Origin of the sequence: Rhodococcus sp. 3258, from assembly GCF_031456475.1 — a bacterium.
GTDB lineage: Bacteria > Actinomycetota > Actinomycetes > Mycobacteriales > Mycobacteriaceae > Rhodococcoides > Rhodococcoides fascians.
The window spans coordinates 565753-580544 of the sequence record NZ_JAVDUT010000002.1; the positions used below are offsets into that span (position 1 = coordinate 565753).

Annotated in this window: 14 protein-coding genes and 2 tRNA genes; 12 read left to right on the forward strand and 4 right to left on the reverse strand. The window is 63.1% G+C overall.

Annotated features, from left to right (window positions below):
• Nucleotides 1–30: 30 nt before the first annotated feature.
• The gene (locus tag J2X62_RS10190; protein WP_310180095.1) at nt 31–201 is read left to right on the forward strand and encodes a hypothetical protein; all 171 of its coding nucleotides are present in this window, start codon (nt 31–33) and stop codon (nt 199–201) included.
• A gap of 519 nt (nt 202–720) precedes the next feature.
• Nucleotides 721–1533, forward strand: coding sequence for a formate/nitrite transporter family protein (locus J2X62_RS10195; RefSeq protein ID WP_204847134.1), 813 nt, complete (start codon nt 721–723; stop codon nt 1531–1533).
• 16 nt (nt 1534–1549) lie between these two features.
• Here the strand turns inward: J2X62_RS10195 and J2X62_RS10200 are convergent, their stop codons facing one another.
• Both J2X62_RS10200 and J2X62_RS10205 read right to left on the reverse strand, forming a co-directional pair.
• Nucleotides 1550–2473: an RluA family pseudouridine synthase gene (locus J2X62_RS10200; protein ID WP_310180099.1), complete on the reverse strand. Its 924-nt coding sequence runs from the start codon at nt 2471–2473 to the stop codon at nt 1550–1552.
• A gap of 78 nt (nt 2474–2551) precedes the next feature.
• Nucleotides 2552–2887 (reverse strand): excalibur calcium-binding domain-containing protein, encoded by a 336-nt coding sequence (locus J2X62_RS10205; protein ID WP_027494767.1) that lies wholly within the window; start codon nt 2885–2887, stop codon nt 2552–2554.
• A 160-nt stretch (nt 2888–3047) separates the two neighbouring features.
• On the opposite strand from J2X62_RS10205, the gene J2X62_RS10210 reads away from it, so the two are divergent.
• Entirely contained in the window at nt 3048–3251 is a 204-nt protein-coding gene (locus J2X62_RS10210) for a DUF3072 domain-containing protein (RefSeq protein WP_032368910.1), read from the forward strand.
• Nucleotides 3252–3543: 292 nt separating this feature from the next.
• Nucleotides 3544–4590 carry an alpha/beta hydrolase family protein gene (locus tag J2X62_RS10215; RefSeq protein ID WP_032388159.1) on the forward strand — a complete coding sequence of 349 codons (1047 nt, stop codon included), beginning with the start codon at nt 3544–3546 and terminating at the stop codon, nt 4588–4590.
• Here the strand turns inward: J2X62_RS10215 and hisC are convergent.
• Nucleotides 4579–5634, reverse strand: coding sequence for a histidinol-phosphate transaminase (hisC, locus tag J2X62_RS10220; RefSeq protein ID WP_204847133.1), 1056 nt, complete (start codon nt 5632–5634; stop codon nt 4579–4581). The genes J2X62_RS10215 and hisC overlap by 12 nt on opposite strands.
• Before the next feature lie 96 nt (nt 5635–5730).
• Between hisC and J2X62_RS10225 the strand changes: the two genes are divergently transcribed.
• From J2X62_RS10225 to J2X62_RS10235, 3 genes are all read left to right on the forward strand, one after another.
• Nucleotides 5731–6495, forward strand: a complete 765-nt coding sequence (locus J2X62_RS10225; protein ID WP_027494763.1) for a dienelactone hydrolase family protein — start codon at nt 5731–5733, stop codon at nt 6493–6495.
• A 123-nt stretch (nt 6496–6618) separates the two neighbouring features.
• Nucleotides 6619–6708, forward strand: a tRNA-Ser gene (locus J2X62_RS10230).
• A 55-nt stretch (nt 6709–6763) separates the two neighbouring features.
• Nucleotides 6764–6836: transfer RNA gene (locus J2X62_RS10235), tRNA-Arg, on the forward strand.
• A gap of 340 nt (nt 6837–7176) precedes the next feature.
• Here J2X62_RS10235 and J2X62_RS10240 read toward each other — a convergent pair.
• The gene (locus J2X62_RS10240) at nt 7177–8412 is read right to left on the reverse strand and encodes an MFS transporter (RefSeq protein ID WP_230072767.1); all 1236 of its coding nucleotides are present in this window, start codon (nt 8410–8412) and stop codon (nt 7177–7179) included.
• Nucleotides 8413–8730: 318 nt separating this feature from the next.
• Here J2X62_RS10240 and J2X62_RS10245 point away from each other — a divergent pair, with 318 nt between their 5' ends.
• From J2X62_RS10245 to J2X62_RS10265, 5 genes are read left to right on the forward strand one after another with little or no spacing between them, the layout of a single operon-like run.
• Entirely contained in the window at nt 8731–9756 is a 1026-nt protein-coding gene (locus tag J2X62_RS10245) for an AfsA-related hotdog domain-containing protein (RefSeq protein ID WP_310180112.1), read from the forward strand.
• On the forward strand, nt 9753–10472 hold the full coding sequence (locus tag J2X62_RS10250; RefSeq protein WP_032392937.1) for an HAD family phosphatase: 720 nt from the start codon (nt 9753–9755) through the stop codon (nt 10470–10472). Before J2X62_RS10245 ends, J2X62_RS10250 begins: the two co-directional genes overlap by 4 nt.
• Nucleotides 10469–12058: an MFS transporter gene (locus tag J2X62_RS10255; RefSeq protein ID WP_310180115.1), complete on the forward strand. Its 1590-nt coding sequence runs from the start codon at nt 10469–10471 to the stop codon at nt 12056–12058. Before J2X62_RS10250 ends, J2X62_RS10255 begins: the two co-directional genes overlap by 4 nt.
• The gene (locus tag J2X62_RS10260; RefSeq protein ID WP_283548706.1) at nt 12055–13293 is read left to right on the forward strand and encodes a cytochrome P450; all 1239 of its coding nucleotides are present in this window, start codon (nt 12055–12057) and stop codon (nt 13291–13293) included. The genes J2X62_RS10255 and J2X62_RS10260 overlap by 4 nt, the downstream gene beginning before the upstream one ends.
• Nucleotides 13294–14781 carry an FAD-dependent monooxygenase gene (locus tag J2X62_RS10265; protein WP_310180120.1) on the forward strand — a complete coding sequence of 496 codons (1488 nt, stop codon included), beginning with the start codon at nt 13294–13296 and terminating at the stop codon, nt 14779–14781.
• The last annotated feature ends 11 nt before the right edge of the window (nt 14782–14792 follow it).

Here is a 14792-nt window from a genome sequence, read left to right on the forward strand (position 1 = left end):
GGTTGGGTCGGTCAGTTATGCAGCTCTAAGATGACGCCAGTCTTGGAGTTCGGCGACGTGGTTTCTATTGCAACCAAAGTTCTCAGCGAATTCCGCGGTGCCGCCGTTTCTCTTTACCAGCCAGCTGAACAGGGTGCCGTGCATGGCACGAAAACCGCCAGGCTCATTCTTGCGCCACTTCGACATTTGGATCTGAAGTGATCGATACCGGGAGTCATCGATGTAGTCGAGTTCGTGCGCGCGATAGATTAGCGCCGCGACCGACACGCCCCACGAGGCCCTCAATGACACAAAATGCCGCATGTTGGGCTTGTCAACCCCAGGTGACCGGTATTGAGCGGACTTTCAACTTTTTGAGTCCTTGGCCTGGCTACGATCAACGGGCCCGAGCTACTAGAAGCGTCGACCAATGTGGCCGGACTTGTCTACGGCACAAGCGAACCTACGTCGAGTCGACGCACTCGCGGCACGCCTCCTTGCTGAACTGGAGAACTAGTGCAAGCGACCGGCAAGGCTCAGCCGCTGAGGCCTATAGCTCAGACCACTTGCTCAGCATCCGACGAGTTTCTTTCGACAGGTTTGATTGCCATGCACTTACCCCCGCCACATGTCGATTGATCAAACCCGGTCCGCCCGCGAGGGTGGACCGGGTTTGATCGTTTGCGAAGCAGCGAATACTCGGCGTGGCATCAATACCGGTTCAGTGGGTACTACCTGCCAATGAGCGAAGAAGCGCGGCGCAACGACGGCGACAACGAGGGACCTCTGGAAGAGGAGCTCGAGGAGAGTTTCGACGCTGTCGTCACCGAAGGTGGTGAGCGATTGCATCGCACCGTACGCACCGTGCTGATCACCGGACTATTCGGCGGACTCGAGGTCGCTCTGGGGGTGATGGCGTACCTGGCGGTGCTGGACGAGACCGGCAGTCACCTGCTGGCTGGCCTGGCGTTCGGAATCGGCCTCGTGGCCATCTATCTCGCACACGGTGAGCTGTTCACCGAGGATTTCCTGATGCCGATCGCCGCGATTGTGGCCCGCAACGGCACGCCTGCACAGCTCGCGAAGTTATGGGTCGGGGCGCTGCTCGCGAATCTGCTCGGCGGTTGGTTCGTGATGTGGTTGATCGCGCACGCGTTTCCGCAATGGCTCGAAGTGTTGTCCGAGTCGGCGCATCATTTCGTCTACGCACCCTTGGATCTTCAGTCGATCTGCCTCGCTGTTCTCGGCGGCAGCACGATGACACTGCTGACCCGCATGCAGCAGGGAACCGAATCCGACGTGGCGCGGATCATCGCCGCCATGGCGGCGGGTTTTCTGTTGGCCGGATTGCAGTTGTTCCACTCGGTCCTGGATTCTCTGCTGATCTTCGGGGCCATCCACGCAGGAGCGGATGTGAGCTACCGCGAGTGGATCGAATGGTTCGGATACACAGTGCTGTTCAACATCATCGGCGGCGTCGTGTTGGTCACGGCGCTGCGCTTGGTCCGCACGAAGGAACTGGTGAAGTCCGAGCGTGACCAGAATTCTGAGTAGTCAGCGGAACCGGGAGTCACGGACTGCTGTTCGACACCCAGCGCTCCAGGCTGCGCCGAGTCTCGAAGCGTCGTACAGCTTTCGAGATCGGGTCGATGAATTCGATTGCACTGGCGAGTAATTGGAGTGGAGCAGTGAAATCGTCGACGGCTCGCCCGGATTCCGTCGGGTACAGATCGTCACCCAGGATGGGGATGCCCAACGAGTTCATGTGCAGACGTAGCTGATGGGTTCGTCCCGTCGACGGTGTCAGTCGATACCGTCCGATGCCCTCGCGGTGGTCCAAGAGTTCGACGACGGTGTGCGCGTTGGGTTCTCCGTCCACCTCGCGTGCAGTGAACTGGCCCTTGTCCGAGACGATTCGACTGCGTACCTCGGTAGGCAGGATTAGCGACGGTTCGTAGGCCGCGATGGCTTCGTATTCCTTGTGTACTTTCCGATCCTGAAACAACGTCTGATACGCCCCGCGAAGTGTCGGATCGACGACGAACAGCACCAGGCCCGCGGTGACGCGATCGAGTCTATGAGCAGGCACCAGTTGCGGAAGGCCGAGTTCGAGGCGCAGGCGCACCAGCGCGGTCTGCAGAATGTGGCCGCCGCGCGGGATCGTCGGCAGAAAGTGCGGTTTGTCGATCACCAATATGACGTCGTCCTGGTGCACGATCGAGATATCGAATGGCACAACGGTTTCCGTCGGGAGGTCGCGGTGGAACCAGACAGCGTCGCCGGGGACGTACGGCGCATCAGCGGATACAGGCCCGCCCATGTCGACGACCTCACCCGCAGCGAGCATCTCGTCGATGCGCTCCGGCGAGATCCGTTGCTCGGTCGCCGTCAAGAACTCGCGGACGGTGGGCCATGTCCCGTCCTCGGGCATTCGGACGCGTGCGGGGTCGAGGCCGTAGCGCTTCGCCAGGGGCGGTTGCTGGCGTCGTCTCACCGACCGAGCGTATCCGCCCGCCGAGATCGCACTTGTGCAGACAATCGACAGCGATTCACCTACACAAGTGCGAACTCGCTACTCGCAGCCGATGCCGTCGTTGTCGCGGTCGAGGTGGGGGCCGTAGCCGTACTCGTCGCGATAGACCGGTGCAGCTCCGGCATCGCGGGCGGCGTCGCAGTTCTGGTACTGGAACCCACCGTTGGGCCGGGGTGCGGGGGCGGGCGCACCCTGCGGTGCGGGCGGGGGAGCGAAAGCAGGCGGCGGCGGAAGGATGCAGAACTGCGCCGAGCCGGCACCGCACAGGAAATCGGTGATCGGATCCGCCGAAGCGAGGGCGGGGGTGGTGACCATGGCTGCCGCAGCGATCGCGCTTCCGATGCCGATTCTGACCAGCAGATTCTTCGTCTTCATGTTGCTCCAATTCGAGGGGGTGCGATGGAGCTTCCTCGTCGGATCCTTGAACTGTCAACGAAGTCATTCGCGCGACCGACAGCCGTGCTGAGCAGGGCGGCACCGAAATGCGCAGGGTCGATGCGTTTGGAAACCGGCAATAGAGCGTATTTACGAACGTATGAGCGAAAACGAGCAGGTCAACCAGAACCCCGAGAAGGATCCCGACGACTGGGTCACCGGCGACGAGCCGATGACCGGTCCGCAGAAGAGCTACCTGAGCACCCTCGCGCAGGAAGCAGGGGAGGAAGTTCCCGACGGCCTGAACAAGGCGCAGGCGTCGGAAATGATCGACAAGTTGCAGGGCGAAACCGGCCGCGGTTGAGCCTGCTCCGTCAGAAGTCCACTCGATGTGACATCGACCCCCGAAAAGTCCACCGAATGTCACATTGAGTGCCTTCCGAAGCGCCGCCCGACGGCAGCATCCCACCAGGTAGACCGTTATTTCTTCGGTACATGTAACAAAGGATTACGCAGACTTTTGTACCCGGGATTTCGCGGCTACTGTGAGCGGACCCACAGCCCTCGGCGTGTCTGCGTCGCGGTGGGTACGTTGTGGAACGGATGTTGTTTGTGTTGCGCCCGCGAGGGTGCGCCTGGGGAGGATGGCAGATCAGATGCACCGTCGTGTGTTGGCAGTAGCGGGGGCTGCGCTGGCTGTGTCCTTGCTGTCGTCGGGTATCGCCGGAGCGCAGCCGCTTCCGGGTACCGGCAGTGCCGATGGTGGCGGGGCGGCACCTGGCATACAGGCGCAGTCGTTGCCGACGGCAGCGGCTCGTATCGATCGAGTCGACATGTTGACTCCGCGTCGTGCGGCCGTGTGGGTCGATTCGCCGGCCATGGGTCGGGCGATTCAGGTGCAGGTTCTTCTTCCAGCCGCGCAGGCCGTGTCCCGTCCGACGCTCTACATGCTCGACGGGGTCAGTGCCGGCAAGGAATCCGATTACAAGGAAAGCACCTGGACGCAGAAGACCGACATCGTCGACTTCTTCGCGGACAAGCCGGTCAATGTGGTGTTGCCGGTCGGTGGATCGAGTAGCTACTACACCGACTGGAATGTGCCCGACCCCGTTCTGGGCGTCAACAAGTGGGAGACATTTCTGACTGCGGAGTTGCCGCCGCTGATCGACGCGCGGTTCTCCGGTAACGGCACCAATGCCATCGGCGGTGTGTCGATGGGTGCCCAGGCCGCGATGGATCTCATCACGCGTCACCCCGATCTCTACACCGGAGTAGCCGGTTTGAGCGGGTGCTACGACAATTCGCAGAACAACCTCAAGGACGCCGTGCGCGCCACGGTCGCCACCAACGGCGGCAACGCCACCAACATGTGGGGCGAGAACGCCGACGCGAAGTGGATCGAACACGATCCGTCACGCAACGCAGAAGCATTGCGCGGCAAGGACGTCTACGTGTCCGTCGGCACCGGCCTACCCGGCCCGTACGAGCTGGGCCCCGGCGGCGGTGGTGTGCAGGAGGCTGCGATGGGCGGACCGCTCGAAGCTGCAGCGCTGTACTGCACCACGCTCTTCGACACACGCCTGCGCTCGATCGACATACCGGCCACCTTCACCTACCGCCCTTACGGCATTCATCAGTGGCCGTACTGGCAGGACGATCTCCGGGAATCCTGGCCGACGCTCGAGCGCGCGCTAGGACTGTAGAGCGAACTTCAGGAACGCGTCGTTCTCGTGCGGGTCGCCGATGGTGACCCGCACTCCGTCGTTTCCGTAGGAACGCAACAGCACGCCTTGTTCGGCTGCGCCCGAGGCGAATTCACCCGAACGTTCGCCTAGCGGCAGCCAAATGAAATTGGACTGGGATACGCCCACGTCGTAGCCACCCGAGACCAGGGCGTCGCGCACTCGATCACGTTCGGCGATCAGCGCATCGGTACGAGCCAGTAGCTCGGCCGAGGCTTCGAGCGACGCCAGAGCCGCCTGCTGAGCAATGGTGCTGACTGCGAACGCAATACGAACCTTGGACAGCGCAGTGATCACCTCGGGATCGGCCACCGCGTAGCCCACTCGGAGACCCGCGAGGCCGTACGCCTTCGAGAACGTCCGCAGCACGATCACGTTGCGCCGACCGCGTGCGATCTCCACCCCATCGGTGTGATTGCCTGCCGCGTCGGGCCGGGTGTACTCGAAGTAGGCCTCGTCGAGGACGACGAGGACGTTGGGCGGCACCGCGTCGAGAAAGGCCACGAGCTTGTCGCGCTGAACGACGGTTCCGCTCGGGTTGTTCGGGTTGCAGACGAAGATGAGTCGGGTGCGCTCGGTGATGGCGTCGAGCATTGCGTCGAGATCGTGCACGTGGTCCGAGGTCAGCGGCACTTGAACGGGCGTCGCTCCCGTCACCCGGACGATGATCGGATAGGCCTCGAACGAGCGCCACGCGAAGATCACTTCGTCACCGGGGCCACAGGTAATCTGGACGACCTCCTGGCACAACGCGACCGAGCCATTTCCGGCGGCCACGTTCTCCGGGGCCACTCCGAGCTTCTTCGCCAACGACTCGACGAGCGCTGTCGCGCGGATGTCGGGGTAGCGATTGACGCCGCCGGCGGCTTCCACGATCGCCTCGCGGACACTCGGCAGAGGGCCCTGTGTCGTTTCGTTACTCGCCAGCTTGATCGCACCGGGAAAGCTGCGGCCGGGTACGTAAGCGGGGATGGCGTCGAGGTCGGGGCGGATGTGCACGGTCACGTCAGTCATTATGCGCCGACCCTGTCGGTAAGCGACTTCTGCCTGTCCGCGTCAAAGCTGTGCAGGACGGCCGCGATCGTCCTATCTTCGTACAGTATGTCGGGAACTTTCAGCGACTTCGCAGTCCTTCGGTCCGCCCCCGCGCCCACAGTCGGCGCGGACGACGAGGTGGATACGGCCGCATCGAAACCCGTCTCGCAGGAGAAAGTGCCGTTGACGGCCGTCGAGCCCGATGGGTCCCCGCGCGGCGGGATCGTCGTGTTGCACGAGGCCAGGGAGATTCCCGAGTCGCTGAAGGATCTCCTGCGCGCGCTCGCGTTGGAAGGGTGGCTGGCGGTAGCGCCGGACCTGTTCCATCGGGGGCACGGCGACGACAAGGAAGTGTTCGGCGACGACCTCTTCGCCGATTTCGACGCCACCTCCGACTGGCTCGTCCAGCGCGGGGTGTACTCCGATTGCATCGGCGTCATCGGATTCGACGATGCCGGAACGGCCGCGTTGATCGTGGCCACCAGCCGTCCGGTCGGAGCGGCGGTCAGTGTCGCCGCAGCAGGGATCGTGGAGCCGCTCAATTCGGACGCGATCGCTTTGGTCGACGCCGCGCCGAAGTTGCAGGCGCCGTGGCTCGGCCTCTACGGCGAGAACGACCCCCACACCCCACCCGAACACATCGAAGCCCTTCGCGATGCCGCCACGCGCGCCTCAGTGGCCACGAACGTCGTCAGCTACTCCGGTGTGGAGCATCGCGCCGATCATCCTCGGGAACAGCCGGGCAGCAGCGACGACACCGACCCCGCCGAGGCCGCTCTCGTCGATGCGCAGACGCGCATCTTCGACTGGTTCGACAGCTTCATGCGTTGACGAGCAACAAGCATCTTTTACGCGAACGCCGCGCGAACCTGGGGCGTCGACCAGCCGTTTTGCCTTCTGGCCTCAGCCGTGTGTAATCTCTTTCCTCGGCGGTCCGAGAGGGCCGGCAGCCTAGGAGGCGTGCCAGAGCGGCCGAATGGGAGTCACTGCTAATGACTTGACCCTTCACCGGGTCCGGAGGTTCAAATCCTCTCGCCTCCGCCACGCTGATCCGCAAGGATCGGCACGTCGGTTCTTCGGAACCGACACAACTGAACATGCGCCCGTAGCTCAACGGATAGAGCACTTGACTACGGATCAAGAGGTTAGGGGTTCGAATCCCTTCGGGCGCACAGGAAAAAAGCCCCTGATCTGCGAACATTCGTAGGTCAGGGGCTTTTTGTATGTGCTGGACGTGCCTGCAACTCAACACGAACGACCTGCACTGCGTCGAAAGTATCGAGTGATGTGGACTCGTGTGAACGTTGGTGGCCCGATCGATGGATTGCTCCGTGTGGGTGCGCTTTGCCTCGGCACGAGATTTTAAAGCCCAGAGGCGTTCATACGTTCCCGGCGAACTCTGAGCGGACACATGACATCGGAACAAAAGTTCTGACGACGACGTACTGCTCGACCGGCAGCGTCGAAGCGCGATCGAAAACTTGGTCCAGATGTTACTGCCATAAGTTGCTTTCAGCGTCGCAGCCCGATTGACCGATGGTCGACCACGATTGCTGTGCCTGCCGTGATGAGACACGTCGCCGCGGCGTACCACGCGAAGACTGTGTAGTTCGATGAGAACGTCTCGCGCAGGCTCGGTGCCGTCCCACCGATCAATGCAACGGCAATGGCATAGGGCAGGCCGTTGCCCACCCCGCGCGCCGATCGCGGAAATAGCGCGCTGATAACCGCGGGCAATGCCGCACACAGTCCCGCCAAGGCCACCGTCGCCAGCGACGTGCCTACCAAGTACGTCGCCAGTGTCGCCGACGGCCGGGTCAGATACAGCACGGGCAGAGCGAACACGGCATTAATGACCGCGGAGGCGGCGTACAGCTCGGTGCGGGGTCGGTGCCGCATCAGCACTCCGGCGCAAACAACCAGTCCAGCGAAACCAACCGTCTGCCCGAGAGATATTGCGACCATGGTCGATTCGCGAACGCCCAGATGCGTGACCGCATAGGGAACGGTGCCGGCGACCCAAATGTTGTAAGACAGCGTGGTTCCCACGGTGAGCGCACAGACTGCCGCCATCCGAGCCAGTATCGCCGAACCCCGGAGGTTCGGCGCAGTGCTCACCTCTTCAGATCGTGATCGAGCGGCGTCTGTGCCATGGGTTGCGGCTATTGCCAGCAGCGCACCTGCCACCGCCCCGGCCACATAGGGAATTCGCCAGCCCCACACGGACATCTGCTCATGACCGAGCAAGGCAATCGTCAGCAGGGTGACCGTCAGCGACACCACTTTTCCACACGCGGCCATCGTGTAGATCAACGCCGACGGGTCCAGTCTCCCTCCGACAGAATGCATCTCGTACATGTGTGCATTGACCACCGCGGCCTGTCCGCCGTGTGCGGCACCCAGAATCACACGGAAGATCAACAACAACACCGGAGCTGCCCAGGCCACTCCGTCTATCGCGGGCGTGAAGGCCATTCCGGTAGTCGCGCCGACCCCGATCCACAAAGAGGCTACGAATGCCGTTGTGCGGCTCCGCCGGTCGGCGATACTCCCGACAATGTAAGCCCCCATGGGACGAGAGACGAACCCGGCGGCAAAGATTGCGAGGCCTACAGTCATCCCGGTTTCGTCGTCACCGAACAGCTCGCGGGTCATATAGGGGAGCAGCGTAAGGAACGTCACCCAGTCGTAGCCCTCCACGGCCATCCCCGCCGCGACAACGGCAACCGGTCGTCGGTTCGGAGTCATCGGACCACTATGCGGGCCGAGTATGGAATCGACACGCCAGCAACACATGATGTGCGCCACTGCGAAGGCGTGTGCAACAAGTCACTCGTCAAACAAGTGGTGTGACTTCACGCGCACTCGGTTCTCGGGCGCGACGGAACTCGTTGCGCGCGCTAAACTACTGCCAGTCCGAACAGAGTCGCTTGAGAGCCCCTTGCTTACAAGCCCGAGACCTGCCGGATCGCTTGAGACAAATCGCAGACGTGAGCGGCACCCGTGCGGTGGCCAGCAATACCTCTCGTCTGTGTATCCGTCCGAACCTTCAGCAAGGGGCTCACCGTGACATCTACTCTTTACCCTCCACTTTCACATTCGACTCTGGTCCCGCGCGAACATGTGCACCGCGACGCATTGTCGGAGGTCTATCTCACCGACATCATCTGCGATCGGTACCCCAACTTTCGCGTCGGTATTCATCTTCCGAAGTCGCACAGCTACTACAGCGATCACGTCGGGCCCGCCGCAGGCCGATACGACCCGTTGCTCGTCCTGGAGTGCTTTCGGCAGGCGTCGATCTTGATCGCCCATCGCCACGTGGGAGTCGAGTTCGACCAGTCCTTCATTTTCAATGCCGGTTCCTTCACCGTTGTTTCGGATGATGCGATGACGGTGACGCCAGCCCCTGGCAACGGTGAGCTGAGTGCGGTGATCGTCGGCGAGAAGGTCCGCGACACCACGATCATCGGCATCACACTCGATATGACGGTCACACTTGGCGGAACGACCGCAGTCACCATGACTATGTCGATTCAGTGGATGCCGAAATCTGTCTGGGCTCGGGTCCGAGCATCGGGACGGGCGAAGCTGGGGCTGGCCGAATATTGCAGCGGCATAGAACCTTTGTCCGGACGCCACCCTCACCCACAGGTCGGTGCGCACGAGCCCGAAGCCCTCGGCCGTAGCTTGGGTCGCAATGTTGTTGTCGGTGCTGCACGCCACGTATCGGGCGGCTTCGACGTCGATGTACTCGTCGACCAGCATCACCCGAGTCTGTTCGACCACCCGCTCGATCACATCCCCGGAGCAGTTCTCTTCGAAGCGGTACGCCAGGCCGGGATCATCGGTGCCGACGAGTACTTCGGACTCAGTGCACGACGTCTCCGAATACGTTCTCTGTCTGCGACATTCACCCGCTTCGGCGAGCTCGACCTACCGACCAGCGCGCTTGTCCGGCCGCAGACCGACACCTGCGACCGGGGTGTCGGTTTCGACATCGACATCACACAGGAAGGTGTAGTCATCGCCTCCTGTGGAGTGCTCTTCGATCGGTCGCACGCATCCAGCCATGTGGCGGTCGCGCGATGACCGCCTCAGCGCACGTCGGGACCGTCCCGCCGGTATCCGCCGCGTCGCGATACACGACGGTTTTCCTGGACTTCGGTGGCGTGCTCTCGCCCCCCATCGAAGACCTGTTCGTCGATTACGAACGCAAGACAGGTATCAGCCCAGCCGATCTCAAAGCAGCGATGGCGGGCGTCGCCGACGGTCTCGGTGTCGAGGTGCTCGCCCCCGTCGAACTCGGCCTGCTGACCGAGGCCGAGTGGGTGAGTCGCATGCACCGATGGCTCACATCCCGAGGGATCGACGTCTCGCGGGCGGAGAGCGACTTCGGTCGACAGTGGTTCGCAGGCCATCAGGTCAACACGACGATGCGCGACCTGGTCTACGAGCTGAAGGCGCAGGGCTACCGAGTCGGGATTCTCACCAACAACGTCCGCGAGTGGGAGGCCCACTGGCGCCCGATGGTCGGACTCGACGACGACGTCGACGCGATCGTCGACTCCTACGACGTCGGGTGTCGCAAACCGGAGCCGGAGATCTTCGCGATCTCCGAGACTCGGATCGGGGCCGCCCCTGGAACCGCCGTCCTCATCGACGATCTCGAATCGAACTGTGCCGCCGCACGCAAATTCGGTTGGGGAGCAGTCCGCTTCGTCGACAACGATCGAACCCTCGCCGACCTCGTTGCGCTGCTACGCGCAGATCTCGGTGATATCGCAGACAGGGAGACCAGCGCATGACCGCACCCGCATCGTCCTCGACAGTCACATCGTCCGCCAAACCCAACCTTCTGTTGGCGGCGATCCTGCTCGGCGTCGTCGTCGTACCCACCGGTGTGTCCGGAACCGGTGTGGCGTTACCGCACATCGCGGCCGATCTCGGCTCCGATCCGGCACTGCTGCAGTGGGTCGTCAACGGTTTCAATCTCACCTTCGCAGTGTTCAGCTTGGTCGCTGGATCCATCGCCGATCATCTCGGCCGCCGCCGCGGCCTGGTCCTGGGCGGCGCGCTGTTCGCCGGGGCGGCGGTCCTCAGCGCTGTTGCACCGTCGTTACTGCTGCTCGATGTCGGTCGAGCGCTCGCCGGCATCGGGGCCGCGATCATCTTTGCCTGCTCAGGAGCACTGTTGGCCATCACCTTCGACGGCGCTGCTGCGGCGCGCGCGTTCGCGCTGTTCGGCACCGCCGCAGGAGTGGGACTCGGGCTCGGGCCGACGATCTCCTCGACCGCCATCGCCGTGGTGGGGTGGTCAGGCATTTTTTGGTTCAACGCCGTCGTCATCGCTGTATCGACAGCCTTGGTCATCGCGTCGAAGGTGCACGACACGCCTGCCCAGTCCACCGGCAGGCTGGACTACCCCGGCGCGGTCGCCTTCGCCGCGTCACTCACGTTGGTGATTGCAGCTGTGGTGCAGTCGGATTCGTGGGGATGGCACTCGCCTGCGACACTCGGCACCTTGATCGCCGGGGTGGCACTGTTCGCGGCGTTCATCCGGATCGAACTCACCACCGCTCACCCGTTGCTCGACCTGACGCTGCTGCGATCCTCCCGGCTCGTCGGTCTGCTCGCCGTCCCCGTCGCCGGCGCAGTCGGCTTCGTCACGCTGCTCACCTATTACCCGACGTTCCTGTCGACGGTATGGCAGCTGGGCACCGGGACCGTAGGTCTGGTGATGCTGATCATGACCGTGCCGGTCATCGTCGGCCCGCTCATCGCCGGTGCCATGCACACCCGTGGCATACCGGTGTGGATCATCCTCGGCGGCAGCGTCTTGTTGTTCGTCGCCGGTGCGGCCGCACTCACTCTGGTCGGTACCGAGGAGAACATCGGCACCATCATCGTCCCGTTCCTGTTGCTCGGCCTGGGGTTCGGGTTGGGCGTAGGGCTGGTGGACGGCCAGGCGATCGGATCGGTGCCTGCCGACAAGTCGGGCATGGTGTCAGGTCTGGTGTCCACGGTGCGGCTGGGTAGTGAGGCCGTCGTCGTGGCGGTGTTTGCAAGCGCGCTGACTGAGGGCGTCGGTGGTCAGGTCCGCGACCGCCTGCCGGCCGCCCTGGGATCCGGCGAGCGGGAGAACATCGTGGACAAGGTCGTCACCGGGGAGATCGGAGGTATCGACAGCTCCGTGGACACCGGTCTGCTGCGAGCCGCGTTCGCCGACGGGTTCACTCCGTTGCTCTGGGTGCTCGCCGCCCTGTCCCTTGTCCTCGCGGTGACCGTCACACTCCTGCTGCGCCGCCCCGTCGATGCTTCGACGACACCCACCGCGGCCGATCCGGTCCTCGATGCCGATACCGCTCTCGATCGCGAGGAGATCCAGCAATGACCCAGACCATCCACCGCCCCGACGGCACATCGACAAACCCTCTGGTGACCGACATTCCGAATCTCGACACCCCGCCGCCGTACGTCCGGGAACTCGCCAGTGACGATGGGCACCAGAGAATAGAGCTACCCAGTGGACACAGTGCGATCTGCCTGACGTCATACGAGGACGTCAAGACGTTGATGCTCGACCGGACTGCCAGCCGCACGCTCTGCAACGTCGATGGCGGTCCGTCGTTCATGCCCACCAACTGGGCACCCGAGGTGCTCATCAATCTCGACGCCCCGGTGCACGGTGTGGTGAGGGAGTTCGTGTCTCACGAGTTCAGTGCCCGCGCCATCGCGGGACTCGAACCCACCATCCTCGCCCTCACCGATGCTGCGTTGGACACGCTCGACGCGATGGCCGATCCCGACGTCATGGCTCAGGTCTTCCGTGTCGTGCCGGCGCAGATGGTGTGCACTCTGCTCGGCATCTCGCTCGACCATGCGCCGTGGATGAACGAGCTCGGTCGACGAATCCAGCTCGCTCGTCGCGACGAGATACCTCTCATCGTCGACTCGTGGGTAGAGCTGTACGGCTGGGTCCAGAAACTCGTTGCCGACGACACCGAACACGACGACACCGGACTGCTCGCCACCTACAAGCGGCGGGCCCGGCAACCGGAATTCGCCGCCATCGACGACACCCTCATCAGCGGGACCGTGATGGGAATCGTCCTCGGAGGGGACAACAACGTCGCGACGATGCTCGCGAAAACGCTGTATGCCGCACTGGCGCATCGGGATCTGTATTCACAAGTTGTCGACGATCCTTCCCTCGTATCTGACTTGGTGGAAGAGATCATGCGGCTCATGCCGCTCGGAACGCCGGGGTCGTTCCCGCGTGAATTGACCCGTTCTCTCCAAACCACGGCCGGTCGGCTTCCGATCGGGGCGATCGTCTACCCACACATCAACGCGGCCAATCGCGATCCGGCGGTGTTCGATGCACCGTTGGAGATCCGGCTGGATCGCCCGCGTGGTCGGCATCTGCAATACGGGTATGGCATGCATCGGTGCATGGGGTCGGCGCTGGCGCAGACCGAGTTGATCGCGATACTCACCCGGGTCGTCACGCGCTACCCGGACCTGTCCCTGCGTGTGGATCCGTCGAATGTGGAATGGGATCTAGGAACCGGACTGCGGCGACCTGCCGTCCTGCCGGTGGATCTCGGTGCGAGAGGAATTGTGTAGATGTACGACGTGATCGTGGTCGGCGGCGGGCCGGTGGGGATGCTCATTGCCAACGAGCTGGCGCTGCACGACATTTCGGCGGTGGTATTGGAGAGTCGCGATGCCGTCAACGAGTACCCCAAGGCCGGGACTTATCACGCGCGCGCTATCGCGACCCTTGCGCGCAGACAGGTCGTCGCCGTCCCACGCCGGACCAACGATCACACGACCATCTCTTCGGAGCTGTTCCAGTTCGCTGGATACCCGTGGCTGACGCTGCGGTCGCGAACCATCGACGGGCCGGTCATGATGGGCATTGCTCAGGCCGAACTCGAGCGCGCGATCGCAGCGAAGGCCGAAACGCATGGCGCACAGGTGATCCGAGGCATCACGGTCACCTCCGTGCAACAGTCCGCCGACCAGGCACTCGTCATTGCACATGACGCCGATGGCACCGAGCAGCGGTACGCAGCGCGCTACGTGGTCGGTGCCGACGGCGGCCGCAGCACGGTACTGCGTTCGGGTGAGTTCACGACAACCGAATACTCGCCGACGATGCGCGCGATCCTGGGCCTCGCGCAGTTGCCGCACCCCGAGCATCTCCGTGGAGGATGGAACCGCACCGACGCCGGATGGACGCTGCTCAACCTGAACCGCTACGGACACAGCCGGATAATTGTGTTCGAGTTCGACGGTCCAGCCGCCGACCGGCATGCACCGGTCACACCGGAGGAGTTCGGAGCCGCCATCGACCGCGTGGTCGGTTCGCACGTCGAGCTCGAGTCGCCGCACTACCTCAACAGGTTCAGTGACTTCAGCCGGATCGTGCACAACTATCGAGACGGTCGACTGTTCCTGGTCGGAGACGCTGCCCATATCCATTACCCACTCGGTGGGCAGGGCCTCAACACCGGAATCTCCGACGCGGTCAACCTCGGATGGAAGCTTGCCGCTGTGGTGACCGGTGCCGCAGACGACGCCCTGCTCGACAGCTACTCCACCGAACGTCAACCTGTCGGGCAGTGGGTCATCGACAACACGCGTCTTCAGTCGGCGATCATGAATCCAGATCCTGCACAGGACCCACTGCGTCGAATGGTCTCGCAGATGTTGTGCCACAAAGATACTCACGATTGGTTGGGCGACAAGATCAACGGTCACTCCCTGCGCCACGATATCCCCGGACTGTCGGAAAGCGAGCTCGACGGGTCGTTCCTGCCCGACCACGAAATCGACGTCGACGGCACACGGACGACCGTGTCGGAGCTTCTGGCCCGCGGCCGAATCGTGATACTTGTCGGTGCGCAAGCACGTTCGGCTCTCGAGGAGACGGCAGCCATCCCGTTCGCCGACACAGTCGTCGCCCAGGGATTGCCCGAGCTCTACCCAGAGATCGTCGTCGTCCGACCGGACGGATACGTCGCGTGGGCCGGCGAAAGTTCGCAGATCACACTGATGCGCAAGGTTCTGGAGGGTCATTTCGCGCTGCGCTGGACGCAGGATCACTGATATCGTTGCCG

Coding starts and splice junctions, on each gene's coding strand:
- J2X62_RS10195 (WP_204847134.1), top strand. CDS start 721: ATGAGCGAAGAAGCGCGGCGCAACGACGGCGACAACGAGGGACCTCTG.
- J2X62_RS10255 (WP_310180115.1), top strand. CDS start 10,469: ATGACCGCACCCGCATCGTCCTCGACAGTCACATCGTCCGCCAAACCC.
- J2X62_RS10210 (WP_032368910.1), top strand. CDS start 3,048: ATGAGCGAAAACGAGCAGGTCAACCAGAACCCCGAGAAGGATCCCGAC.
- J2X62_RS10250 (WP_032392937.1), top strand. CDS start 9,753: ATGACCGCCTCAGCGCACGTCGGGACCGTCCCGCCGGTATCCGCCGCG.
- J2X62_RS10265 (WP_310180120.1), top strand. CDS start 13,294: ATGTACGACGTGATCGTGGTCGGCGGCGGGCCGGTGGGGATGCTCATT.
- J2X62_RS10225 (WP_027494763.1), top strand. CDS start 5,731: ATGTCGGGAACTTTCAGCGACTTCGCAGTCCTTCGGTCCGCCCCCGCG.
- J2X62_RS10215 (WP_032388159.1), top strand. CDS start 3,544: ATGCACCGTCGTGTGTTGGCAGTAGCGGGGGCTGCGCTGGCTGTGTCC.
- J2X62_RS10240 (WP_230072767.1), bottom strand. CDS start 8,412: ATGACTCCGAACCGACGACCGGTTGCCGTTGTCGCGGCGGGGATGGCC.
- J2X62_RS10205 (WP_027494767.1), bottom strand. CDS start 2,887: ATGAAGACGAAGAATCTGCTGGTCAGAATCGGCATCGGAAGCGCGATC.
- J2X62_RS10260 (WP_283548706.1), top strand. CDS start 12,055: ATGACCCAGACCATCCACCGCCCCGACGGCACATCGACAAACCCTCTG.
- J2X62_RS10190 (WP_310180095.1), top strand. CDS start 31: ATGACGCCAGTCTTGGAGTTCGGCGACGTGGTTTCTATTGCAACCAAA.